At 69.7% G+C, this 24490-nt stretch carries 17 protein-coding genes; 6 read left to right on the top strand and 11 right to left on the bottom strand.

The annotated features are described in order from the left end of the window. Positions 1-42 precede the first annotated feature (42 nt). The 3 genes from EDD31_RS12340 to EDD31_RS12330 all read right to left on the bottom strand — a co-directional run bounded on the left by EDD31_RS12340 (position 43) and on the right by EDD31_RS12330 (position 4189). Positions 43-1980: a glycoside hydrolase family 127 protein gene (locus EDD31_RS12340; protein ID WP_245991179.1), complete on the bottom strand. Its 1938-nt coding sequence runs from the start codon at positions 1978-1980 to the stop codon at positions 43-45. A 209-nt stretch (positions 1981-2189) separates the two neighbouring features. Next, complete coding sequence (locus EDD31_RS12335) at positions 2190-3185, bottom strand: LacI family DNA-binding transcriptional regulator (protein ID WP_123304415.1); 996 nt, start codon at positions 3183-3185, stop codon at positions 2190-2192. Next, complete coding sequence (locus EDD31_RS12330) at positions 3182-4189, bottom strand: LacI family DNA-binding transcriptional regulator (RefSeq protein ID WP_245991177.1); 1008 nt, start codon at positions 4187-4189, stop codon at positions 3182-3184. The genes EDD31_RS12335 and EDD31_RS12330 overlap by 4 nt, the downstream gene beginning before the upstream one ends. Positions 4190-4362: 173 nt before the next feature. On the opposite strand from EDD31_RS12330, the gene EDD31_RS12325 reads away from it, so the two are divergent. Together EDD31_RS12325 and EDD31_RS12320 are read left to right on the top strand one after the other, a co-directional pair. Beyond that, positions 4363-5883, top strand: coding sequence for an alpha-N-arabinofuranosidase (locus EDD31_RS12325; RefSeq protein ID WP_123304413.1), 1521 nt, complete (start codon positions 4363-4365; stop codon positions 5881-5883). Positions 5884-5948: 65 nt separating this feature from the next. Next, on the top strand, positions 5949-6689 hold the full coding sequence (locus tag EDD31_RS12320) for an HAD hydrolase-like protein (RefSeq protein WP_123304412.1): 741 nt from the start codon (positions 5949-5951) through the stop codon (positions 6687-6689). Positions 6690-6734: 45 nt separating this feature from the next. Here the strand turns inward: EDD31_RS12320 and EDD31_RS12315 are convergent, their stop codons facing one another. From EDD31_RS12315 to EDD31_RS12285, 7 genes are all read right to left on the bottom strand, one after another. After that, entirely contained in the window at positions 6735-10190 is a 3456-nt protein-coding gene (locus tag EDD31_RS12315; RefSeq protein ID WP_123304411.1) for a proline dehydrogenase family protein, read from the bottom strand. A gap of 47 nt (positions 10191-10237) precedes the next feature. Continuing rightward, positions 10238-11839 (bottom strand): DUF7059 domain-containing protein, encoded by a 1602-nt coding sequence (locus EDD31_RS12310; protein ID WP_123304410.1) that lies wholly within the window; start codon positions 11837-11839, stop codon positions 10238-10240. Between the two features lie 88 nt (positions 11840-11927). After that, entirely contained in the window at positions 11928-13022 is a 1095-nt protein-coding gene (locus EDD31_RS12305; RefSeq protein ID WP_123304409.1) for an Rv2578c family radical SAM protein, read from the bottom strand. A gap of 51 nt (positions 13023-13073) precedes the next feature. Further along, positions 13074-13739 (bottom strand): HAD-IA family hydrolase, encoded by a 666-nt coding sequence (locus EDD31_RS12300; RefSeq protein ID WP_123304408.1) that lies wholly within the window; start codon positions 13737-13739, stop codon positions 13074-13076. A gap of 139 nt (positions 13740-13878) precedes the next feature. After that, positions 13879-14604: a GNAT family N-acetyltransferase gene (locus EDD31_RS12295; protein ID WP_148058949.1), complete on the bottom strand. Its 726-nt coding sequence runs from the start codon at positions 14602-14604 to the stop codon at positions 13879-13881. Between the two features lie 63 nt (positions 14605-14667). Next, on the bottom strand, positions 14668-17175 hold the full coding sequence (locus tag EDD31_RS12290) for a ComEC/Rec2 family competence protein (RefSeq protein ID WP_170163297.1): 2508 nt from the start codon (positions 17173-17175) through the stop codon (positions 14668-14670). Further along, positions 17172-18050: a ComEA family DNA-binding protein gene (locus tag EDD31_RS12285; RefSeq protein ID WP_245991175.1), complete on the bottom strand. Its 879-nt coding sequence runs from the start codon at positions 18048-18050 to the stop codon at positions 17172-17174. Before EDD31_RS12285 ends, EDD31_RS12290 begins: the two co-directional genes overlap by 4 nt. Before the next feature lie 148 nt (positions 18051-18198). On the opposite strand from EDD31_RS12285, the gene holA reads away from it, so the two are divergent. Together holA and EDD31_RS12275 are read left to right on the top strand one after the other, a co-directional pair. Then, on the top strand, positions 18199-19200 hold the full coding sequence (gene holA, locus EDD31_RS12280) for a DNA polymerase III subunit delta (protein ID WP_123304405.1): 1002 nt from the start codon (positions 18199-18201) through the stop codon (positions 19198-19200). 113 nt (positions 19201-19313) lie between these two features. After that, a complete protein-coding gene (locus EDD31_RS12275) occupies positions 19314-20435 on the top strand; it encodes a glycosyltransferase family 4 protein (RefSeq protein WP_342768053.1) in 1122 nt (373 codons plus the stop codon). 87 nt (positions 20436-20522) lie between these two features. Here the strand turns inward: EDD31_RS12275 and rpsT are convergent, their stop codons facing one another. Further along, entirely contained in the window at positions 20523-20786 is a 264-nt protein-coding gene (gene rpsT / locus EDD31_RS12270; RefSeq protein WP_123304403.1) for a 30S ribosomal protein S20, read from the bottom strand. A 319-nt stretch (positions 20787-21105) separates the two neighbouring features. Here rpsT and EDD31_RS12265 point away from each other — a divergent pair, with 319 nt between their 5' ends. Next, positions 21106-22176 carry a TAXI family TRAP transporter solute-binding subunit gene (locus EDD31_RS12265; RefSeq protein ID WP_245991173.1) on the top strand — a complete coding sequence of 357 codons (1071 nt, stop codon included), beginning with the start codon at positions 21106-21108 and terminating at the stop codon, positions 22174-22176. A 38-nt stretch (positions 22177-22214) separates the two neighbouring features. Further along, a complete protein-coding gene (locus EDD31_RS12260; RefSeq protein ID WP_123305513.1) occupies positions 22215-24473 on the top strand; it encodes a TRAP transporter permease in 2259 nt (752 codons plus the stop codon). The last annotated feature ends 17 nt before the right edge of the window (positions 24474-24490 follow it).

Raw genomic sequence — 24490 nt, 5'->3', positions numbered from 1 at the left:
CTCCTCCTTGAGTGGTCGCCGTGCGGCGTCACTGCCGCGCGGTCAGGTTGTCGGCAACCACACCCGCATGGCGGTTGCCTGACGGTTTCCCCAGGTGGAGAAGGGCACAGCGGTCACCATGACCTCCTCGGCCTGGGAGCTGGGGGACGCCGTTGCCGGCGAGTAGGGCACCACGCCCGATGCGTGGACGGAGGCCCGGAAGCTCAACGCCGGAGTGCCGTCGATTTCCGCTGGCGAGAGCGGGCGCGACAGGTCGATGCTGAGGTCATCGACCGAGGCCCCGGGCACATCGACCTGTTCCACGCAGTACACGACCGGACCGCGCTCGAGCGCCACACATCCGCGAACGGCGTCGATGCGGTGGTGGGCCTGGGTCCATCGCGGAGTGACGTCGAGGTCAAGGGTGACACCGCCGGTGAGATCAGCCAGTGGCAACCGGAGGTAGCCGTCGCTGTCGGCAGCAACATCGTCACCATTGACCCGCACCCACGACGACCAGCTCGGGATCCGCGCCATCAGGACCGCCCCGTCCGCGGTCTCACCCTCCAGGGTGAGGCGGATCGTTCCTGTTGCCGGGTATTCCGTCTCGACACGGACCACGCCGTGGCCGAGGTGGTCCGGCAGATCAATCTCTCCTGCGGCGTAGAGATGCAGGGCAAGACCATCACGGGTCGCGGAGGCTACGTAGGCGCCGAGCTGCGCGAGCACCCGGGCGATGTTGGGCGGGCAGCAGGCGCACTCGTACCACCCCTGGCGCTCACGCGGCGCGTTGACCTCGGACTGGCGGTCGGGGCGCAGCTGGAGCGGGTTGGCATAGAAGAACCTGGTGCCGGAAGCATCGACGGAGGCCGCCAGCGCGTTGTGCACCTCGCGCTCGATCATCTCCGCGTAGCGCGCCTCACCCGACGCGAGCAGCATCCGCCAGTTCCAGTGGATGTCCGCGATCGTCGCGCAGGTCTCCGCGTAGGCCCGGTCGGAGGGAAGCTCATAATCGTCACCGAAGGCCTCATCGCGGTGGCGCGAACCAAAGGCTCCTGTGAGATACATCTTGCGGTGGTGGGCGCTCTCCCACTGCGCCTCCATCGCCTCCCACAAGGCCGTCTCGCCGGTCTCCAGATAGAGGTCGGTGACGCCGGCGTTGAGGTAGAGCTGCCGGACTGCGTGTCCAGTAGCATCGCGCGCCTCACGGACCGGAGCATGGTCCTGGAAGTAGCGCGGTCCCAGACCGCCGACCGTGAGCAGTCCCACGCCGCGCAGGTCGATCATGCGCTCGGCCAGTTCGAGGTAGCGCCGTTCGCGGGTGTGGCGGTAGAGCTCGATCAGAGCGGTCTCGATCTCGGGGTGACCGCAGATGCCTTGCTCGCGCCCCGGACCGAAGCGACGGTCGATCAGATCCACGAAGCGCTGGGCAAGCTCGAGCAGGTCGCTGCGCCCTGCCACGCGATCGAGGGCGATCGCGGCCTGGACCATGTGGCCGAGGACGTACATCTCGTGCGTCCACTCGAGTTCCGCGAACTTCTTCTCCGGATGCACACCCTGGATCCAGGTCATGACGTACCCGCTGGGTTCCTGCACCCGGGCGACGAGACCGATGACCTCGTCGAGCCAGGGGTTCCAGCGATCGCTGCCACTGCGCCCGATCTCCCATGCCACGGCTTCGATCACCTTGTACAGATCGGAGTCGGCGAAGACGAAACCTCGGTAGGCCGCTCCGGACTCGCCGATCACGCGCCGGAAGTTGTCCAGCACGCCGGAGTCCTCCAGCTGGTCGATGCAGTGCGGGATCGTGGCGTCCGCGTTCTTGCGCTGCCAGCCACCCAGCGGACCGAGGGGATCGAGGCGCACCGCGCGCAGGTCAACGCTGTGGTGGGCAGCGGGCAACTGGTGGTGCCCAACGGGGAGCGCGGGAGCCACCGAGACGGGCTGTCGTGCTGTGGGGCTCACCCCTGCGGGGGGTGACGCCATCTCATGACGAGACACCTGATCTCCTTCGGCCGGGTGTGCTGCCGCTGACGCTAAGCCCAGCCTTCAGCGTTGTCAAGCATCGGCCATCAGCGTTGTCAGACACCATCGACAGCACGGTGGTGCCGCGCACCCGACCCGTGACGCCGCCGCTCGGCGTGACTCCACACCGGTCACCCTCCCGGCTACCCGGCGGGGGGTGCCGACTGGTCGGCGGGCAGGCCCGGCTATCCGGTGGAGCCGCGCGGGACGAGGTGCGCGCCGGTGCGCACCTGACGCGCCGCGCCCTGGTGGCCATGAAGCCGCTCATGGAGCATCTGCACCGCGTGCTCGACCATCTGTTCCTGTTCGGGGCTCACCGAGGTCAACGAAGGGGTCGTATAGCGCCCCTCCTCGGTATCGTCGAAGCCAGTCAACGCCACATCCTCCGGCACGCGGGCACCGTGCATGCGGAGCGCACGCAGTGCCCCGATGGCGACGGCGTCATTGATGCAGATCGCCGCATCGAAGGGCCTGCCCGTCTGCAGCAGACCAGTCATCGCTTCGTAGCCCGAGATGCGCCGGTCCCAGTCGGAGCCGAAGACCACGAGGCGGGGATCGATCGTGAGCCCGTAGGCGGCCATGGCCTGCTCCAGGCCGTCATATCGCTCACCCCCTGGCCGCGCATGGGGCCGTCCCGAGGCGAGCATGGCAATGCGACGGCGACCAGACTCCAGTACATGCCGCGTGACGGCCTCGAACCCTTCACGTTCGCCCATCACCACGGCGTCGATCAGGCCGACCGGCCTGCCGCCGACCTGCACGACCGGCCGCGGAGGTCGCTGGTCCATGGCCTCGGGGGTGAGGTGCTGGGGGCAGATGACCACGCCGTCGGTGTCCGACGTCGTCACGCCCATCACCGCGTCGCGTTCGGACTGGGCATCGGGCGCCACTCGCAAGGTGGTGGCCCAGCCTCGCGCGCCCAGGGCGAGGATCAGCCGTTCGGCGATCTCGGCGAAGTATGGCTGGTAGAGCTTGGGAATCACCACGGCGATCCGCCCGGTTCGCCCGGAGGTCAGGCCCCGGCCCGCCGGGTTGGCCTGGTAGCCGAGGTCTCGCACCGCCTGCTCCACCCGCTCGCGGGTCGCGACCGCCACGTGCGGGCGCCCGAGGATCACATTCGAGACGGTCTTGGCCGAGACTCCGGCGCGTTCGGCGACATCGGCAAGCGTGGGGAGCTTCATCGGCCCCCCAGTGTCGACTCACGCCGGATCAGGTTCACCGGGGTGATCACGCGCCGGGGCGGCCCGGTCGCCCGCCCGGACATCCGCTCTGCCAGCAACTCGACAGCGGCGCGGGCCATGTGAGCCGGATCAGGATCAACAGTGGTCAGCGTGGGCGTCGAGAGGTGACCATCCTCCAGGTTGCCGTAGCCGAGCACCGCGACGCGCCCCGGAACTGCGACACCGACCGAGGCCAGGCCAGCCAGGGCACCGAGCGCCACCTCATCACTGGTGCAGACCATGGCATCGGTCTCGGGCGCGCTCTCCAGCACGGACAATGCTGCCTGCCACCCCGACTCGCGATCGGCGGCGAGTGGCAGGAGCTGAGCGTGGACACCGGACGGATCGATACCGACTGCCTCCAGGCTCGCAGCGAAGGGCGCAGACACCCCGTCGGCAGCTGGCCGCGCCAGAACATCGGCACCGAGCACGGCGGGACGAGAGCGGCCCATCACCGCCAGGTGCCGGGCGATCAACCGCGCGGCCTCGTCCCGGTCCGGGTCAACGCGGTCCACCTCCGCCGTCGCCAGCGGTGACCCGTCGTCCACGAGGACGACCGGACCGCGGGGCGGATGCCAGGTGAACCCTGCCGGAGTTCCCACCATGAGCACGCCATCGAAACTCCGGCCCTGCGCTGCCCAGACCTGCGCGATCCGCTCCGGGTCGTCGTGGGTCGGCTCGACAGCCGCCCGCAGACCCCGCCGGTCGATCTCGGAGACCAGCGCCTCGACCATCGCCGCCAGGAACGGTCGCCGCAGCCCGGCGACGCAGATGCCGACGATCCCCGTCCGGCCGGTGCGCAGCGTGCGAGCGGCCGAATTCGGGCGCCAGTCGAGAGTGGCGATCGCTTCCTGGACCTGGCGCTGGGTCTCAGGACGGATGTGTGGTTCGCCGTTGACCACGCGCGAGACGGTCTTCACCGACACACCGGCGTAGGCCGCAACGTCGCGCATGGTCACTCGCATAGGAGAAAGGGTATGCCGTGCCGCTGCAGCCCTGCCCCGTCAGCGCGCTGAGGCTATCGCTTGCGCTGCGGAGTCCGCTGCCCACCAAGACTCCGCTAGACATTCTCGCCCATCCGCGCCAAAGTCCTCTACATCGATGTACCCAGTTGCCACGCCACCCCTGGAGTCTCAGCATGACCGCCACCTTCTCCGCCGTGATCGACCTCGACGTCGCCGGGCCGACCATCAGCCGCCACCTGTACGGCCACTTCGCCGAACACTTGGGGCGCTGCATCTATGACGGGTTCTGGGTGGGCGAGGACGCCGACGTGCCCCATGAGGGCGGGATCCGGGCCGATGTGGTCGAGGCGCTGCGCGCCATTGCCATCCCGAACTTGCGCTGGCCGGGGGGCTGCTTCGCCGATGAGTACCACTGGATGGATGGAATCGGCCCACGCGAGGACCGCCCGCGGATGGTGAACACCCACTGGGGTGACGTGGAGGAGAACAACCACTTCGGCACCCACGAGTTCATGGCGCTGTGCGAACTGCTGGACACGGAGCCGTACATCTCGGCCAACGTGGGCTCAGGATCGGTCCGCGAGACCAGCGAGTGGGTGGAGTACCTGAACCGCTCAGGAGACTCCCCTATGGCCAGGCTGCGCGCGCAGAACGGCCATCCCGAGCCGTGGAAGGTACGCCTCTTCGGCATCGGGAACGAGCCGTGGGGTTGCGGCGGTAACTTGCGCGCCGAGCAGTTCGCTCCCATGGCACGTCAGCACGCGACCTATGCGCGTGACCATGGCGAGAACAGGCTCTACCGCATCGCGGCGGGCGCCTCCGATGCGGACTACGCCTGGACCGAGACCCTGATGAAGCAGGTCTCCCACGGCCTGGGCGACACCAGTCCGCGGGAGACCTTCCAGGCGATCTCCTTCCACTACTACACGATGTCCGGGGCGTGGTCCGACAAGGGCTCGGCCACCGAGTTCAGCCGCGAGGAGTACTGGACCACGATGCGCCGTGCGCAGCACGTCCGCGAACTCATCGCCGGGCATGCAGCGGTCATGGACGCCTACGACCCCACCAAGAAGATCGGGCTCGCGCTCGATGAGTGGGGCACGTGGTGGAACGTGGAGCCGGGCACCAACCCCGGATTCCTGTACCAGCAGAACACCCAGCGCGACGCGCTGGTCGCGGCGGTGCACTTCGACGCCTTCCACGCGCACGCGGACCGCCTGCGCCTGGCCAATATCGCCCAGACGGTGAACGTGCTGCAGGCGATGGTCCTCACCGACGGCCATCAGATGATCCTCACCCCCACCTACCACGCCTTCGCCATGGCCACCGGGCACCACGATGCGCAGTCGCTGGCCGTGCATCGCACCGGCACCGGGGTGCAGCGTGAGGTCGATGGCACCACCGTGGATGCCGTCTCGGTCACCGCCTCCACCAAGGACGGCCGGGCCACCATCACCGCCGCGAACCTCGACCCGGACGCCGCCGTGCGTATCGAGCTGAGCCTGCGTGGCGCGAACACCGGGACAGTAACCGGCCGGATCTTGGTCGCCGGCGACGTGGCCGACCACAACACGGCGTCCGAGCCGAACCGCGTGGCCCCGCAGGACTATGACGGTGCCCGCATCGACGGCGGCACGCTCAGCTTCGATCTGCCGGCTGCAGCGCTGGTCACCCTCGAGCTCGAGGTGAGTTGAGAGTTCCGCCTGCTGACTGTGGTGGCGTCCGGCGCGAGCCAGGCGCCCCCCGTAGGCTCTCAGCCATGCCGCACTCCCCTGCCTCGACGCACACCCGTGCGGTGGCCGACTCCGCCGCTCTCCCGCTTCCGCAACCCACCACCGCCGTCATCCTCGACCTTGACGGCACCATCACCGACTCCGCGCCGGCGATCACGACCTCCATCGCCGAGGCGCTCGCGGCCTGCGGCTACCGCGTGCCCGACGCCGGAACACTGCTGCGCTTCGTCGGCCCGCCCATCCGGGAGGGCTTCCTGACCTTCGGCGGGGTGCCAGAGCCCGCCCTCGATGGGGTGGTCGCCGAGTACCGCGAGCGGTACCGGCCCCGGATGACCCAGGTCCCGCTCTACCCGGGAGTGGCCCAACTGATCGAGACCTGGCACGCGGCGGGCATTCCCCTGGCACTGGCCACGGCGAAGCTCGGTGAGCTGGCGCGCCCCATCCTGGCCGACGCCGGGCTCGAGCAGTTCTTCACCTCGATCCACGGCGCCACCCGGGAGGACTCCCACGACCTGCCCGGCGTCCAGGTCAAGGCCAATGTGGTGGCAGCAGCGCTCCAGGGGCTGCGGGAAGCCGAGGTCGACGTCTCCGGCGCGGTGATGGTCGGGGACCGTCACCACGACATCGAGGGCGCAGCCATGCACGGCGTCCCTGGGGTTCTGGCGGCCTGGGGTTACGCCCAAGCCGGGGAGGAGGCCGGCTCCGCTGCGATCGCCGAGGATGCCGCCGGCCTCGCCCGGATCCTCGGGCTGCCGCAGGCTCGCTGACCTCCGGCAGCCGGGCATCACACGCGCCGGGCAGCGCTGCGCTAGCTACCTCTCGTCGTCGGGGACGTGACCGTAACGGTGCAGGGTGCGCGAGATCGCTTGCTCGCGCACCACGGTGAGCAGTTCTCGCCGGCCAGTGGCTAGCACGGGGCCGGTGAGCACGCTGGTGTCCGCCGAGCTGAGCCGATCGGCGATCTCCGAGGCCTCCGGCCCCACGCCGATAACCCGCACGCGGTCCACCGGTGTCTGCGCGAGGCGCTCCACGAAGTCCTCGGTCGGCTCCACGATCTGAGGAGCGGTGTTCAGCCGGGCGAGGCCGGCGCGCGCATTGTCGCCGCCGTCCTCGAATCCGGCGAGCTCCTGCGCGGTCTCGACATCCAGGCTCACCTCCACCGCAGTCCCGGCGAGCTCCGCGGCCAGCAGCACGCGCACGAGTTCGACGATGGCGGCCCCCGGGACCGTGCGGATCGTCAACGGGGCAGGCCGGTAACGGAAGACGTTGGCTTCCACCGCCAAGCCCGTCTCATCGACCTCCAGCCCCAGGCCTGACTCCCAGGCGGCAGCATCGGAGGACACGGCCGCGCGCAACCACGAGCGGTCGGCCTGCGAGGTCACCAGCCCGGTGTAGTCCGCCAGGGCCGCTCGGAGTTCCCGGGAAAGGTCAGCTTGTTCCGCGGGTAGCCCATCGGGCTCGAAGTCGCCCAGCTGGGCCACGTAGTTCGGGCCGCCAGCCTTGGCACCCGGGCCCATGTTCGAGGCCTTCCATCCACCAAAGGACTGCCGGCGCACGATGGCGCCGGTGATATGGCGGTTGATGTAGAGGTTCCCGGCCTCGGTCCGATCGGCCCAGATGGCCATCTCCTGGGAGTCCAAGGAATGGAGTCCAGCGGTGAGCCCGAAGGCGGTGGCGTTCTGCAGGGCAATGGCTTCCTCGAAGGTGGCGGCGCGCATGATCCCCAGCACCGGTCCGAAGACCTCCGTGCGGTGGAACCAGGAGCCGGGGCGCACGCCGTCCTTCAGGCCTGGCGACCACAGCCGCCCACTGTCATCGAGCTGGCGCGGTTCGACCAGCCATCGCTCCCCCGGTTCCAGGCTGGTCAGCGCCATCTCTAGCTTGTCCTGCGGTGGCTCGATCAGCGGCCCCACCGTCGCGCCCAGATCGTCAGGCCATCCGACTCGCAGCGAGCGCACGGCATCCACGAGCTGGCGCAGGAGCCGCTCCGAACGCCCGGCGGAGCCCACCAGGATGGCCAGTGACGCGGCTGAGCACTTCTGGCCGGCGTGCCCGAAGGCCGAGGTCACCAGATCCCCCACGGCCAGGTCGAAGTCCGCCGCGGGGGTGATGATCAGGGAGTTCTTCCCCGAGGTCTCGGCGAGCACGCCCGGACCGCCACGCCGCCCGTGCCGGAAGGAAATGAAGAGATCCCCGGTCTCCGCGGCGCCGGTCAGAATCACTCGGTCAATGTCGGCATGGGCCACCAGGGCCTGGCCGACCTCGCCCTCATCGGTACGGACCACCTGCACCAGCTGGCGGGGCACCCCCGAGGCCTCCAGCGCCGCCCGCACGGCCTCGACGGCGATCTCGGTGCAGCCGGGCACCTGCGGTGCGGGCTTGATGATCACCGCGGATCCGGCCGCGAGCGCAGCGAGCACGCCACCGATGGGGATGGCGACGGGGAAGTTCCACGGCGGGGCGACGAGCACGCAGGGCGCGGGAGTGAAGCGCGCGCCGTCGGTGTGCAGGGAGGCTCCCGGCTCCAGTTCAGCGACCCGGTCGGCGTAGTAGCGGGCGAAGTCGATGGCCTCGGAGACCTCTGGGTCGGACTGTGCCACGGTCTTGCCGCCTTCGTGCGCGGCCTGGGTGATCAACACCGTGCGGCGAGCTTCGAGCTCATCGGCAGCCCGGCGCAGCACCGCCGCGCGCTCGTGGGCCGGCCGCTCGGCCCATTCGCGTTGCAGATCACGAGCCAGCCGGACCACGCCGTCGACATCGGCCGTGGAGGTGAGAACCGGGGAGGTCAGCCTGGCCGGGGCAGCGCCGACGGCCTCCGCGGCCCACGCGCGCACCTCTTCGAGAGCTGGGTCGGAGTCGATCGCGTTGGTGAAGGCCTCCGGGGCCGGGGCCCGCTCGGTGGTGCGGCGTGGCTGCGCGGTGACCTCCCCAGCCAGGTGGACGGACTCCCGGAAGCGGGCCTCCTGGTCATCGGTGCCAATCGCTCCGCCGGCAAAGAGTGCGTGGAGGAAATTCTGCGGCTGCGCATTCTCCTCCAGCCGGCGCACCAAATACGAGACGGCGACGTCGAAGTCCTCTGCAGCTACGACCGGGGTGTAGAGGATGACGGTGCCGACGTCGTCCCGGACGGCGCGCGCCTGGGAGGGTGCCATGCCCTGCAGCATCTCGACGTCCAGGGCTGCGGAGACCCCGCGCTGCTCGGCAAGGAGGTGAATAGCGGCGACGTCGAAGAGGTTGTGTGAGGCGGCTCCGAGTCGCAGGGCGCCGCTGTGCTCGGGTCGCAGTGCGCGCTCGGCCAGCCGCAGGAAGTTTGCGTCCACCTCGGCCTTGGTGGCGTAGGGCGCCTGGGTCCAGCCGTGGAGTTCGGCCTCGGCGCGTTCCATGGAGAGGTTCGCGCCCTTGACCAGGCGGATCTTGATGCTTGCTCCGCCAGCGTCCCGCCGGGCGGTCGCGAAGCCGATGAGGCGCTCCAAGGCCCCTGCGGCATCGGGCAGGTAGGCCTGCAGCACGATGCCGGCGCGGAGATCCTGGAACTCGGGCTCGCTGAGCAGGGCCGTGAAGACCGCAACCGTCAGGTCCAGATCGCGGTACTCCTCCATGTCGAGATTGACGAAGGCGTGTGGGCTCCGTGCGGCGGCTGCTCGGTAGAGCGGGCGGAGTCGTTCCAGCACGCGAGCGACGGTGCCGGCTTCGTCCCAGGGGGAGATCTGTGAGACCAGGGATGAGACCTTGATCGAGACGTAGTCCACGTCCTCGCGCTCCAGCAGAGCGCGGGTGCGCTCCGCCCGGGAGGCTGCCTCCTCCTCGCCGAGCACGGCCTCGCCGAGGAGGTTGATGTTCAGTCGGAAGCCGTCCTCCTTGGCGCGGGCCAGATGCTCGGCCAGGGCGGGGTCGGCGGCATCGACGACGAGGTGACCGACCAGTCCGCGCAACCGTCTCCGCGCCAGGGGAACCACCAGGCCGGGAGCGAGGCGTGCGGCCTTGGAGCCGGTAGCCAGAAGACTGCGATCGATGGTGCTGAGGAAGCCCGCCGCGCTGGTGGACAGTGCGGCAAGCTCCTTCGCCGCCACTCGCGGATCCTCGGGCCGTGCCACTCGGTCAACGAAGTTGATCGCCAGGTCCAGGCCCTCGGGATCCGAAACGAGAGCCGCCAGGCGGCCAGCGGTGGTGCGTTCGGCCGCATCCTGTCCGGCCTCGGTGGCAGCAAGCCAGATGCGGGCAAGGTCGACGGCATCATCAACGAGCTCGGCAAGGTCCTCCACGGTCATGCCTGGACGTTACCGCCGCGGGCCGGGTTGTGGGTGGTGGCGCGGGCTCACTCGATCGTGAGGAAGCCATCATTGATGAGAGCACGCAGCGGTGGCACCAGCTCCGCTCGCGCCTCCTCAGCGTCCAGATCCATCAGCGCGGCCACGGCGGTGAGGATCTGCCCGAGCGTGAGGTCGCCGTCGCAGGCACCCACGACGGCGGCGAGCTCGGCGCGGACCTGCTGCGTGCGGGCGAAACCCGATCCCTGGCGCAACTCGACCACCACCGGGCCGGGTTCCCCGGGTATGTGGTGGCGCACCTCGGTGACGTCGGGCGCCGTCCGAGCCGCCCGGTCCAGCAAGGCCTGGTCGTCCAGGGCGCGGAGCTCGTCGTGCCGATCCAGGACGCCTGCCAGGTGCGCACCGAGCCCAGCTTCACCGGGGAGGGCCTGAGGCACCTGCTCGTAGCGCTCCAGGGAGACGATCCCGTCGGCCGGGCGACGCAACAACACGTACCCGAGGCCGATGCTCGTCACGCCTCGGCGCTCGAAGTCCTCGAGGTAGGCCTGCAGGAGACGTGTGTGCTCGCCGGTGCCAGGAAGGATCCCGCCGTCCCGGATCCACATCTCGGCGTAGCGCACCGGATCGAGGAGCTCACGTTCGACCACCCAGGCATCGAGCGGGCTCTCCGAGGCCTCGACCCACGCCCGCACGCGATCCAACCCGGAGATCTCCACCTGTTCCCGACCGTCACCATGGACAGCGAGGTACTCCCAGTTCCCCAGGAGTTGCGCGATCCCACCGGGCTCCAGGTGCTCGCCAGCGCCGCTGATCACCGCCTCTACCAGCGCATCGCCCTCCATGCCGCCGTCCCGGTAGTCGTAGGCGGGCATCTCGGGGTCGCGCGGGGTGATGACGAAGGGCGGGTTCGAGACAATGCGCGAGAAGCGTTGGCCGAGCACCGGCTCGTACAGGCTGCCGGCTCGCAGTTCGACGTCATCGACCTCGTTGAGGGCAAGATTCAGCGCGGCGAAGCGCAGGGCGCGGGCCGAGAGGTCGGTGGCGACCACCGTCGTGGCGTAGCGCCGGGCGCGCAGGGACTGGATGGCGCAACCGGTGCCGAGGTCCAGCACGCTCTGTGCGGGAGTCGGGAGCTGCAGCGCTGCCAACGTCAGGGAGGCACCACCGGCACCGAGGACGTGGTCGACGGGCAGGGGTTGCGCTCCCAGTGCCGTCTCGTCGAGGTCGGAGACCACGTACCACTCTGCGGAGCAGGCGTCGTCCGCGATCTCCTGCGGCCGCAGCGAGGCCACCGGCGTCACCGTGGTGCCGTCATCGGCGCAGAGCAGGAGGTCAACGAGTCCGGCGACCCCGGTGGTGGGCAGAGCCGAAGCGACGCCGTCGCTCGGCTGGGCCATGCCCAGCACGAGCAGTCTGGCGAGGACGGCGAGCGCGTCGGTGCGGTGCGCCAGCGCGCGTTCGGCCGGCAAGCGAAGCCCGCGGCCTAGCGCGTCATCGGCGTCCTGGCCCCACGCCTCGCGCAGCGCCGCGGCGGTGAACCCCGCATCGCGCAGGTCTGCGGCAAGAGCTCGGGCGAGGTGGTTCGCAACGGCCGGGACGGCGGTGCCGTCGGTGGCGTCGGTGGCGTCGGTGGAGGAGCGGGTAGGCACGGGGTGACGCTACCGCGCCGGGCATGCGCAGCCCTGCGGGAACCTGTGCGGCGACAGCCGCGACGGCGGGCTCGATCGGCATGCTGGCTCAGAAGAGGGCGAGCTGCCCGCCGACCTCGACTGCAGGCGTCTCGTCGCCATGGCGCCGGATCGGGTCCTCGCGCCCGCGCCAGGCGGGCCGGGTGCGATCCTGGGCGGCGCCGCGGCTCGCCTGGCCGCGGTCGCTGCGCTGGCTGCGCACGATGCCATGGCGCCTGCGGACCTCCGCCGCGCGCGCAGAGAGCCACGTGCGGTAGTCCTCAGGGGCATAGGCCCCCCGGGCGTACATCCGGCGATAGCGGTCTACGAGATCCGGGTGCTCCCGGGCGAGCCACTGCAGGAACCACTCCCGCGCCCCGGGGCGCAGGTGCAGGGCGCCGGTGACCACGTCCTGCGCGCCGGCGACGGCGAGCGCGGCATGCAGGGCGTCGAGCTGGTCCTCGGAGTCGGAGAGCCACGGCAGGATCGGCATGGCGAGCACGGAGCACTCCAGGCCGGCCTCGCGTACGGCGCGAATGAGGCCGAGGCGGGCGCGAGGATCGGGTGTGCCCGGCTCCACCGATTGCTGCAGGTCACGGTCGATCATGGCCAGCGAGACCGCGATGGAGACCGGAACGGCCTGGGCGGCTTCGATGAGCAGGGGCAGGTCGCGCTTGAGCAGCGGACCCTTGGTCAGGATCGAGAAGGGTGTGCCCGATTCAGCCAGGGCGGTGATGATCTCGGGCATGAGCCGGTAGCGGCCCTCGGCACGCATGTAGGGATCGGAATTGGTTCCCAGCGCCACGTGCTCGTGTGCCCAGGAAGGGCGGGCCAACTCGCGCCGCAGCACCTCGGCAATGTTGGTCTTGACGATGATCTGGGTGTCGAAGTCTTTGCCGGCATCGAGGTCCAGATACTCGTGGGTGCGTCGAGCGAAGCAATAGGAGCACCGGTGCAGGCATCCGCGGGTGGGGTTGATCGTCCAGCTGAAAGGCATGCTCGACTGCGCGGGCACGCGGTTCAGTGCACTCTTGGCGAGGATCTCGTGGAAGGTGACGCCCTCGAACTCAGGCGTGCGGACAGTCCGGACCAGCCCTTTCATGGGCAGCAGCGCACCCTGTGCCGCCTGGGCGCCGTCGTCGAGTCGTTGCGCTTCCCATCTCATCGCGCTATTCGAACATGCGTACGGGTCAATGTCGAGCAGGTTCGCTCCTCGCTAGAGCGCCAGCAGGCCGTCCACAACCTCGACGAGGTCAGCTCCGCTGACGTCTGCCGGGTCGAAGACCTCCCCGTGCTCTCCTTCAAGCCGGGAGCACCAGCCGGCCAGGGCGCCGACCTTCTTGGCACCGTGGCAGTCCCAGGCGTGGACAGCGACCAGGGCCATCCGATCCAGTTCGCAGTTCAGCACCTTCGCGGTGTGGCGATAGACGTCCGGTGCAGGCTTCCACACACCGACGTCGTCGGAGGTGACCACCTGATCCACGTAGGAATCCAGCCCCGCTCCGGCCAGGAAGGACCATGTGGTGTCTGGGTCACCGACGGTCAGGCAAGCAATAGTGATCCCGGATTCGGAGAGCGTCCGCAGCGCAGGTTTCACATCGGCAAAGGCGGGGACCTTGCCGAAGCCCTCGAGGAAGTAGTCGATGTCCTCATCGGAGATCGTCTGCTTCGTCTCGATCCGTAGCGATTGCCGGGCGGTTCGCATGAAGTCGGCAGTGTCGCCCGCCAGCGTCAGCGCCATGGCGTCACGCTGGAAGCGCATGAAGAAGGCGCCCAGCACCTCTGCGGGCTGCCCGACTTCCTCAAGCCTGGCCCCGAGAGGGTCGAGGTCGAGCAGAGTTTCGAGAACATCAAAAACCACGGCATCGAGACGAGTAGACACGCGAGATTCCTCCTTCATCACGGCGCGACAGGTCCGGTGGTCCTCAGGCAAGGAGCCACGGCGCAGAGCTCTTTCGACCGTATCCGGGAGGTCGGGGAGACGCCTCCTGGGTTTCTCGCCTGGCAGCCGCGCGGCCTGACTACCGGGTGGTGCGCTCCTCTCCGGCTGCGCCGAGATTGATGGCGATCTGCTCGCCGGCGCGGACGAAACCGAGGCGTTCCGCAAGACGCGCCGAGTGACGGTGAGCTAGCCGGCACCGCCACTGCGGGACCAGTCCGGAGCTCCACGCATGGCTGGCAGCCGCCGCCGCGGCCAGCGCCCCCAGACCTCGGCCCCGGGCACCCGCCGCGACCGCCACGCCCAGGTGGGCGAGGCCATCACCCCAGACCTCATAACCGGCAGCAGCCCCCGGCTCGCCGCGCCGCGCACCGGCGGCCCAGCGGTGCGTCATCTCGCCCAGGCCGCTCTCCTCGCGCTCGTCGCCCGAGCATTGATCGAGAACTGACCCGACATCGGCCTCAGCGGCTATCCACGTGGTACCCGTGACGGGCGTCTCCGGCTGGCCTTCCAGGAAGGAGAGCGATGCTGCCCCGAGCAGCTGCGGCCGCAAGGGCTCCAGTGCGGTGAGCAGCGCTGCACCGGCGATCAACTGCTCCGCCGCAAGGGGGCGCAGGAGGGCCAAGGCTTCCTCGGGGGCCGCCACGGCCGTCGTGGCACCGAGACGGAGGGACACCGCCGCCGTCAGCTCGGGCCTGGTGATCAAGATCGGCTCAGCAGCTCCGAAGGCGAGCGGCGAAACTCCCAGCCGCTCCGCCCACACGCGGTTGACGACCGTCCTGGATGACTCCGCGAGTTCAGCTGACACGCGTGCAGTATCGCAAGCCGGGCACAGGGGCACCGCATCCTTTACGTGAGCACTCCCGCCGCGCTATTCCAGGCATTCGCGCTCGGTCTGATAGGCCGAGCCGGGCAGCAGGGTGATCGCCCCACACAGGTCGGTGCGCAGCACCGGGCCGTGCGGGGTGTAGAGGTCGATGGCGGAGCTGGCCGGGTGTCCGTAGGTGTTGTCCGCCCCGACCGAGACCAGGGTGAGCGATGGGCTCAGCAGGGTGGCGAGCGCCGGATCCTGCAAGCCTGAGCCGTGGTGGGCCATGATCGCCACCGCGGGCTCTGCGAGTCCTGCCCCTTGCCATGCCTGCCGGAGGCCTGCCTGTCCGTCCAGTTCGAGATCCCCTAGCGCGAGCACGCTCAGCTCGCCGTCATCGAGCAGCACGGTGAGCGACAGGTCGTTCGCGGCCGCGCCTCCCCGGGGGACCATTGCGGCTGCGCCGGCATCGGTGGGCCAGAGGAGTTCCCACTCCACCGCTCCGGCATGGCCGGAGCTGGCCTCGCCGGATGCTGTCGTCACGCGCCCCGGCACGCCCGCCGCGTCGAGCTCAGCCGCTACCTGCGCCACGTTCTGCTCTGGGGCGGTAGCCGGGCTCAGGAGCACTTCGGTGACCGTGACGTCCGCGAGGACCTCGGCCAACCCGCCGACGTGATCGCGATGGGGGTGTGAGAGCACCAGGAGGTCGAGGTGCTGCACGCCGGCATCCTGCACGCACCGGGCAGCGCCCATGCCTTCGTCACCGACGTCGACCATCACAGCGGAATCCGGGCCGGATCGCATGAGGAAGGCGCTGCCCTGCCCCACGTCGCACTGGTGCGCGGCCCAGTCCGGGGGCAGTGCACCGGGTGTGGTTCCGGCGATCCATCGCCCCAGCACAGGCAGGAGAGCCAGTGCCGCCGCGATGAGGACGGTGATGAGCCCGGCCATCCGGAGAGCGCGGGAGGATCGCCGGAGGGCCCTGACCGGCCACCACAGCATTGCCGCCGCACGAGGACCACCGAGGGCCGCGAGCAGTACCAAGGTCACCGCCGTGGCCGCGGCGAGCAGCACGACCCCGGGGGTCCCGCCCCACCAGGGCAGCTGCGCACCCGGGAGCTCGGCAAAGGTCAGTGCACACCACGAGATCCACCACGTGAACGCCGCCGCCGCCATACCCAGCACCTCGGCACCACCGGGCCACAGGGGGGCGAGCAGGGCTGTGCCGACACCCAGCAGCGTGGCGGGCGGAACCGCCGGGGCTGCGAGCAGATTCGCCGGTACCGCGTACAGGGGCAGGGCCGGTTGGAGGAGCAGGACCACCGGGCCGCACGCCGCTTGGGCCGCCGCAGGAACGGAGATCGCCGTCGCGAGCCAGCGCGGCATCACGTGACTGAGCCATCGCGCCCACGGACGGGCCAGGGTGACCAGGCCCGCGGTCGCCAGCACCGAGAGGATGAAGCCGTAGGCGTGCGCCAGTTGCGGATCGGCCGTCATCAGCACGGCTACGGCCAGGCACAGCGCCGGAAGCGCCCGGGATGGCCGGCCGAGCAGTAGGCCGGCGAGCACCACCGAGGCCATCGCGGAGGCCCGCAGGATGGAGGGCTCAGGCCGGATGAGGAGGACGAAGCCGAGCATGGCGAGCGCAGCGACCGCCACCCGCAGCGGTGGCGGGAGCCACACGCCCGCGAGGAGCACCGCCCCGATCACGATGGCGAGATGAGTGCCGCTGATGGCGGTCAGGTGGGTCATCGCCACGGAGCGCATGGCCTCGTCGACGTCGGCAGGGAGATGCCGGTCGTCGCCCACGGACATTCCGGGAATGAGGCCGCGCGCCTGACCGGAGCGATCTGCCAGCACGCCGTGCAGGGCCGTGCGCACCGCCGCGACCGGGCGCAGCGCTGCCGGCGGGCCGGCCACCACCTCCGGCGGTGCGTAGGTGAAGGCCAGCGCGTAGGCCCGATCCCCTGGGTCGGTGGCGCGCAGGCTCGCCGGGAAGGTCACCAGGGCGCCGAGCTCGAGATCGCGCCAGGACGCAGGTGCGATCACGATCGCCGGGTCGCCATCGACCCATCGGTGGTGGGCGCGCGCATCGACCTCCTCCACCGCAAGCTGCACGCGCATACCTCGCGGCCCGCCCTCGGGGCTCGGCGCCAGCGGCGAAGGTGCCCGGAGCACTCGCCCGCTCAGCTGCACCTCGCCGCTCTCGTGGGCGGCCGCCGTCAGGGGTGAGATCTCACGAGCGTGCGACTGGCTCGTCGCGGACAGCGCGGCTGCGAGCGCAGCCAGGCCGGTCAGGAGCAGCAGGGCAACAGGGCCCGCGCGCCGCACACGGCGCGCCAGGCACAGCCCACCGGCGACGGCGGCGAGCGCACCAGCGCCGATAGCGATCCCCAGCCCCCAGGCCGGCGGCAGCCCGACTCCGGCGAAGGCTGCGCCCCAGGCGGCCAGCGCAGCAGGGACGAGCCGGAGATCCACGGCGATGGGCGGTGGGCCGCTCTCCTCCCGGGACCGCTCTTCTCCTGAGCGTTTCTGCGCGGCACGACCGGCGGTGGCCCAAGCGCCGCTCACCAGGTCACCAAGGGCTGGAGGCGCTCGAAGGTGGCCGGGCCGATGCCGGAGATCTGCAGGAGATCCTCTGCGGCACTGAACCCGCCATTCGCCTCGCGCCACTCGATGATCGCCTGCGCTCGGGCGGGTCCGATGCCGGGAAGTCCTTCCAGGGCCGCAGCGTCGGCCGTGCTGATGTTGATCGTGGCGTCCTCGGGGGGCGCGGCGTCTCCTGCGGACCCGGTGCCGGCCTCAGCACCAGCGCCCGGCTCCGGCTGGGTGACCTCGGGCGCGTCCTCTCCGATGCGCGGCAGGTACAACTGCTCGCCGTCGGTCAGCGGCCGGGCAAGGTTCACCCGGGAGAGATCAGCATCGGCGACGGGCCCGCCCGCGGAGTCCACGGCCTCGCCCGCGCGGGCATCGGCCGGCAATTCCACGAGCCCGGGTTCGGCGACCGCGCCGGCTACGTGGACGACGATCCGGGCCTCCTCGCCCGATGTCGCACTGGCAGCATCCGGAGCGTCTCCCTCCTCGGGCAGCTCTACCTGAGCCTCGGCAGCGTCCTGCTCGGTACCGCTCTGGGCTGCCTCCGGCTCGGCACCGGCCAGCGGCTCACTCTCGGCAGCCCCGTCACCGAAGTGAACCGCCTCGCCACCCCCGCTGAGGGCCATCCAGCCGATCGTGACCGCCGCGGTGAGCACGAGAAGCAACCCCAGGGCCCACGCGGCAGCCGGCTCAGGGAACCAGCGGCGCGGTGCCCTGCCGTCGCGTTCCTCCGGCTCGATCTCCAGGTGCCCGGCGGTGGCGGTGTACGCCGAGGACGCCAGGGCGCGCAGCCGCTGGGACCGGCGCTGCTCGCGGCGCGACTGGTGCGGTGCCGAGTCCTGACTGCTCACGCTCGCAGGCTAGGAACGCGTGGGGCGCGGGTGGGCGGCACGCCGCCGGGGCTGTGGATCCACCGGTGGCCACTCACCGCGGTGGGGAGAAGGTGACCACCCGCCGGGCGTGGCCACCGTGTGGGAAGGAGGTGGCAGGATCGTGGTCATGCCCCCCGCCCGCCGCAAGACAGCGTCGACGTCCGGAGTGTCCTGGGACGCCGCCACACTCGCCCCGGTGGTCCTCATTCGCGGAAGCGAAGGCCTCCTGGCCGACCGGGCTCTGGCGGCGCTGCTCGATCAGGCCCGGGACGCCGATGCCGCCGTTGAGGTCACACGCCTGGAAGCCGCTGCCTACGAGCGTGGCCGCCTGGAGATGCTCGCCAGTCCGTCGCTCTTCGGCGAGCGGCGCTGCATAGTGGCCGATGGCGCCGAGGCCATGAACGACGAGTTCCTCACCGACGCGCTCGCCTATCTCCAGGCACCACCGGACGACGTCTGGCTGATCGTGCGCCACGGGGGCGGCACCCGGGGCAAGAAGTTGCTCGACGCCCTCTCCGCGAAGCACCCCGTCATCGTCTGCGACGCGATCAAACGTGACGCCGACAAGGCCCAGCTCGTGCGCGCCGATGTGCAGCGCGCGCGCCGTCGCATCGAAGGCGAGGCCGTGGAGGCGCTCGTCGATGCCCTGGGTTCCGATCTGCGGGAGCTCGCCTCAGCCACCAGCCAGCTCGTGGCCGACACGACGGGAACGATCACCGTCGATGATGTGTTGCGCTACCACGGGGGCCGGGTGGAGGCCACAGGCTTTGCCGTCGCCGATGCCGCTGTGGCGGGGCAGGCCGGGCAGGCGGTGACTCTCCTGCGCCACGCGGTGGCCACAGGGACCGGGCCGGTCCCCATCGTGGCGGCGCTGACGGTCAAGCTCCGCACCCTGGCCAAGGTGGCGGCCACGCGCGGGCGTTCGGGGGTGACCACAGCCGATCTCGGGCTGGCACCGTGGCAGGTCGATCGGGCGCGCCGGGATCTGAACCGGTGGACTCCGGAGGGCCTGGCCGCGGCCATCACTGCCGTGGCTGCTGCCGACGCCGAGGTCAAAGGGCTCAGCCGTGACCCGGTCTTCGCCGTGGAACGGGCGGTGTTGCGCGTCGCGGCCGCCAGCGGACACTGAGGCAATCCGGCGATGGGCACCGCGGTCTTCACCGAACCGACATCAACACGTCGCCCCAGACACCCCCGATGGTTACCCACGGCGGGCACGGTGAAACCGTGAGAGTCGCCATCGTGACCGAATCTTTCCTTCCGGCAACCAACGGCGTCACCACCTCAGTCCTGCGCGTGCTGGATCACCTGGCCGCCCGCGGGCATCAGGCCATGGTGGTCTGCCCTGGCCCGGCGCCCGCCCACTACGCCGGCTTCCCGGTCCGAGAAGTGACGTCCTTCACTTTCCAAGGCTTCCGTGCGGCTGTGCCCAGCCCGCTGCTGGCCCGGCACCTCGACGAGTTCCGGCCCGATGTCGTCCATGCCGCAGCGCCCTTCGCACTCGGCTACCAGGCTTTGCTACTCGCGCGCCGCCGCGCGGTGCCCACTGTGGCCATCTTCCAGACCGACATCGCCCGCTTCGCGCTGAAGTACGGACTTGTCGGCACCGAGTGGGCGTCGTGGCGCTGGGTTCGCACGGTCCACGACCAGGCAGATCTCACCCTGGCGCCATCGAGTGCGGCCCTGCACGACCTGCACACCAATGGCGTGGCGCGCACTCGGACGGCCTTGTGGGGCCGGGGCGTCGATGCCGTGACGTATCACCCGCGCCACCGCGCCACCGCCGCCGGCCAAGCACTGCGCGAGGAACTCCTGCGAGGAACTCCGGCAGGGACGGCCCTGGTCGGCTACGTGGGCCGGCTCGCACCCGAGAAGCGCGTCGAGCGCCTGGCGGCTCTCGAGGGGCTGGGCGTGCGGTTGGCGATCGTCGGTGATGGCCCCTCGCGTAGCGCCCTGGAGCGCAAGCTCACGAACGCGGTATTTCTCGGCAAGCGCACCGGGGAGGAGCTCGCGCGCTGCTACGCCGCTCTCGATGTCTTCGTGCACACCGGCATCCATGAGACCTTCGGCCAGACCCTCCAGGAAGCGATGGCTTCCGGTGTGCCCGTCGTGGCTCCGGCTGCCGGAGGGCCACTTGACGTGGTGGCCCCCGGGGAGACCGGGTACCTCTACGGCCCCGAGGACGACGCCGATCTGCGCAGCGCCGTCGCCGCGCTCAGTGCGCCGGATGCCGCCGCCCGGCGCGCACAGATGGGCGAAGCCGGACGGCGGCGCGTGCTGCCGCGCTCCTGGGAGGCTCTCGGTGAGACGCTCCTGGAGCATTACGCCGCCGTGGCCGACGCCACGCCGGTCCTGAGCCGCTAAGCGCTCCGCACATCCGGGGAGCAGACGCAACAGCGGCGCCGCACCCGTGGGTGCGACGCCGCTGGCGAACCGGCTGAGTCAGCGGGTTCAGGACAGCTGTGCGACCTGCTTGGCCAGCTTCGACTTGCGGTTGGCTGCCTGGTTGGCGTGGATGACGCCCTTGGAGACGGCCTTGTCCAGCTTGCGGCCCGTGACCTGCAAAGCCTCGGTGGCTGCGCTCTTGTCGCCAGCGGCGACAGCCGCACGGGTCTTGCGCACGTGCGTCTTCAGCTCCGACTTCACGGCCTTGTTACGCAGGCGCGCCTTCTCATTGGTGAGGATGCGCTTCTTCTTGGACTTAATGTTCGCCACGTGTGGTCTTCCTGTTGCGGACTGTCAACGGTCGGTGAGGGTATCGCCTCGACCGGGACTGGGGCGTGGGGTACCTCGTGGTCGGTCGTTGGCCGGGGCTCTGCTCGCCGCACAATGGTAGAGGTGCCACCATGAGCGAGCTGGAAGCCCGAACATCCATGCTAACAGTGGGCTACATTGAGCGGCCAGGCACGGAGATGAGACGGCGCTCTCATTCGATGCGGAAACACATCGGCAATGGCGATACGTCATACTCCTGGCCACGACCCCGATGCCGGCGAACCTCGCCGGCATCATCCTTCGACCCAAGGGGACGAGCATGAAGATCCGTGTTCCGATTGCGATCTCAGCAGCAGCAAGCATGCTGGTGCTGGCCGCCTGCAACGGCGACTCTGAACCAGAGGACCCGGCCACCGACGACGCCACCACCGACGAGGACACCGACGACGGTGACGAGGACACTGACGACGACGCCGATGACGAGACTGATGACGGCGCGGCCGAGGGTGACTTCATCACCAACCTGACCTTCGCCTCCGGTGGCACCGCCGGCACCTACTACCCCCTCGCCGGCGAGCTCTCGACGATCTTCGCCGACAACACCGAGGCCACGGTCGACTACGTGGAGTCCGGCGGCTCGATAGACAACCTCGGCCGCCTCCTGCAAGGCCAGGCCCAGCTGATCCTCACCCAGAACGACACCGCGGCCAATGCCGTCAACGGCACGTTGGGCGATGACCTCGATGGCGTCGAGGTGGACAACGTGGGGTGGATCGCGAACCTCTACCCCGAGGCCATGCACATCATCGTCCTCGACGACTCCGAGTACCAGAGCATCGAGGACCTCAACGGTGCCACGATTGCCGTCGGCGACGTCGGCTCGGGTACTCGCGCGATCTCGGACGCCATCCTCGAGCACTACGACATCGACTACACCCCGGAGGAGACCGACTTCGGTTCCTCCACCGAGATGCTGGCCGATGGCCAGATCGACGCCACCATGTTCGTGGTCGGCGTTCCCGTGGCCGGGCTGGTCGAGCTCACTGCCACCCGGGACGCACGCCTGATTTCGCTGGACGAGGGTGACGCCGAGGACATCGCCGACGGTGGCTTCTACGAGTCCTACTCCATCTCCAGTGACTCCTACGACTTCCTCGACGAGGACGTCACCACCATCTCGGTGTTCGCTGCCCTGGCGGCCTCGACCACCGAGGTCAGCGAGGAGCTCGCCTACGAGATCACCGCCGCGCTGTTCGAGTACGCCGACCAGATCACTGTCTCCGCCGGCGAGAACATCGACATCGATGAGGCGCTCCTGGGTATCGGCGACATCCCGCTGCACCCGGGCGCTGAGCGCTACTACGACGAGCAGGGCATCGAGCTGCCGTGACCGCAGCCGCAGCAGCGGCGGATCAGCCTCGGGCGTCGGTGTCTGACCAGACACCGACGCCCGGGGCGTCGGCCGAGGACGAGCAGGCCGATGAGCTCCTCCGTGAACATGACATCTCCAGCCGCTACCGCACCGACCTGGGGTGGTGGGGCTGGCTCATCGGGGCCCTGGCGGTGGCCTTCACGCTCTACCACCTGTACGCGGCGTTCTACCGCCCCTACAACGTGTGGATGCACGCCTCGCTGCACGTCGCGGGCGGCACCAGCCTGATCTTCCTGCTGTACCCAGCCTCCAAGCGCCTACTGCGCCTGGGAGGCGGATCCTCGGCGCTCAACGCCTTGACCGGGCGCCACCGGGGCGTGGCCTGGTACGACGTGGTGCTCGCCGCCGCGGCCATCGGTTGCAATCTCTACATCTTCTTCAACTACCAGTACCTGGTCTCCCCGCGGGTCAACCTGGTCGGTCATGAGACCCTGGACATCGTCGTCGCCACGGTCGGTCTGCTGCTCGTCCTCGAGGCCACGCGCCGCTGCGTGGGCCTGCCCATCGTCATCGTTGCCGGTGTGGCCATCGCCTATGCGCTGTTCGGTGATCGGATCACCGCCTCCGGCTGGGGCCACCGCGGCCAGGACTGGAGCGAGCTCGTCGGGAACATGTTCCTGTCCTCCGGCGGCGGCATCTTCGGCACACCGATCCAGGTCTCCTCGACCTTCATCTTCTTGTTCTTGTTTTTTGCCGTGGTGCTCATGCGCACCAATATCGGCCAGTTCTTCAACGACCTGGCCTTCCGGGCCGCCGGCCGCTTCGCCGGCGGGCCGGCCAAGGCCGCGGTGGCGGCCTCAGGGCTGCAGGGCATGATCTCCGGATCCTCGGTGGCCAACACGGTGGCCTCCGGTTCCTTCACGATCCCGATCATGAAGAAGGCTGGCTTCAAACCGCACATCGCGGCTGCCACGGAGGCGACCGCATCCACGGGCGGTCAGATGATGCCGCCGATCATGGGTGCTGCCGCCTTCATCATGGCGCAGAACATCACCGACATCGATTACAACGATCTGATCATCATCGCGATCATCCCCTCGGGTCTGTACTTCCTCGGCGCCTTCCTCTCCGTGCATTTCGAGGCGAAGCGCAACCGCCTGAAGGGCCTGGCGGGCAGCGAGCTCCCGAGCTACAAGAGCCTCTTCCTCCGCATCGACATGCTGCTGCCCCTGGTGGTCATCATCGGCTCCCTGCTCAGTGGCACCAGCGCCATGCGCGCCGCCCTGTTCGGGATCGGCACCGCGCTGGGCCTGAGCCTGGTGCGCGCCATCATCACCCAGTTCCTCATGCCTCGGCTCATCGCCCACCGCGGCGTGGAGGTCAGCGACGCCGCCATCGAAGCGGGGACTCGCACCAAGCCGGTGGGGACCCTCACCCTGGTCGTGGGACTGGTGCAGGTGGTGGTCGCCATGCTCGTCGGTGGCGCCCGCACCGCGCTGCCGGTGATCGCCGCCTGCGCAACCGCCGGGATCGTGGCCGGCACAGTGACCACCACGGGCCTGGGCGGGCAGCTAGGCCGGGGCTTGGTGGACCTGGCCGGAGGCAACTTCATCCTGGTGCTGTTCTTCGTGATGATCGCCTGCATCGTGCTGGGCATGGGCCTGCCGACCACGGCGAACTACGTGGTCACCGCCACCGTGGCCGCCCCAATCCTGTACCAGAACTTCGATGTGCCTTTGGTGGCAGCCCACCTGTTCGTGTTCTTCTTCGGCATCCTCGCTGATATCACCCCGCCGGTGTGTCTGGCGGCCTACGCCGGCGCCGGGATCGCGCGCGCGAACCCGCTCCGGGCTGGCGTGGCCGCGCTGCGCATCGCGGTGGCCGGTTTCCTCATCCCCTACGTCTTCGTGCTGCAGCCGGCTCTCCTGCTCGAAGGCAGCATCACCGAGCTGTTCGAAGCGCTCACCACGGTGATCGTCGGGATGATCGCGCTCGCCTCCGGCTTGGCCGGGCATCTGCTGATCAGAGCCAATGTCCTTGAACGGGTACTCCTCATCGCGGGCGGTTTGGCGCTGATCTACCCCGAGCTCGTCATCTCCGTCGCAGGCATGGTGGCCATGGCGCTCGCTGTCGTGCTGCAACTTCTGCGGTGGCGAGCTGGGCGCGGAATTGGTACCTCAGGCGAAGCCGACGCGGACAGTCCTGACCTGGACACTCCCGAGGGCGGCGGCTCCGACGAGGAAGTCCCTGACGAGAACGACTGGGACGAGGACTTCCCCGACGACGTCGTGGCGGGTGCCACGGCGGACCGATAGCCATGGCACGTGCCGGC

Source organism: Bogoriella caseilytica, assembly GCF_003752405.1.
GTDB classification, from domain to species: domain Bacteria; phylum Actinomycetota; class Actinomycetes; order Actinomycetales; family Actinomycetaceae; genus Allobogoriella; species Allobogoriella caseilytica.
Note: the sequence above shows the minus strand (reverse complement) of the source record. Positions and strands in the feature narration are given on the sequence as shown.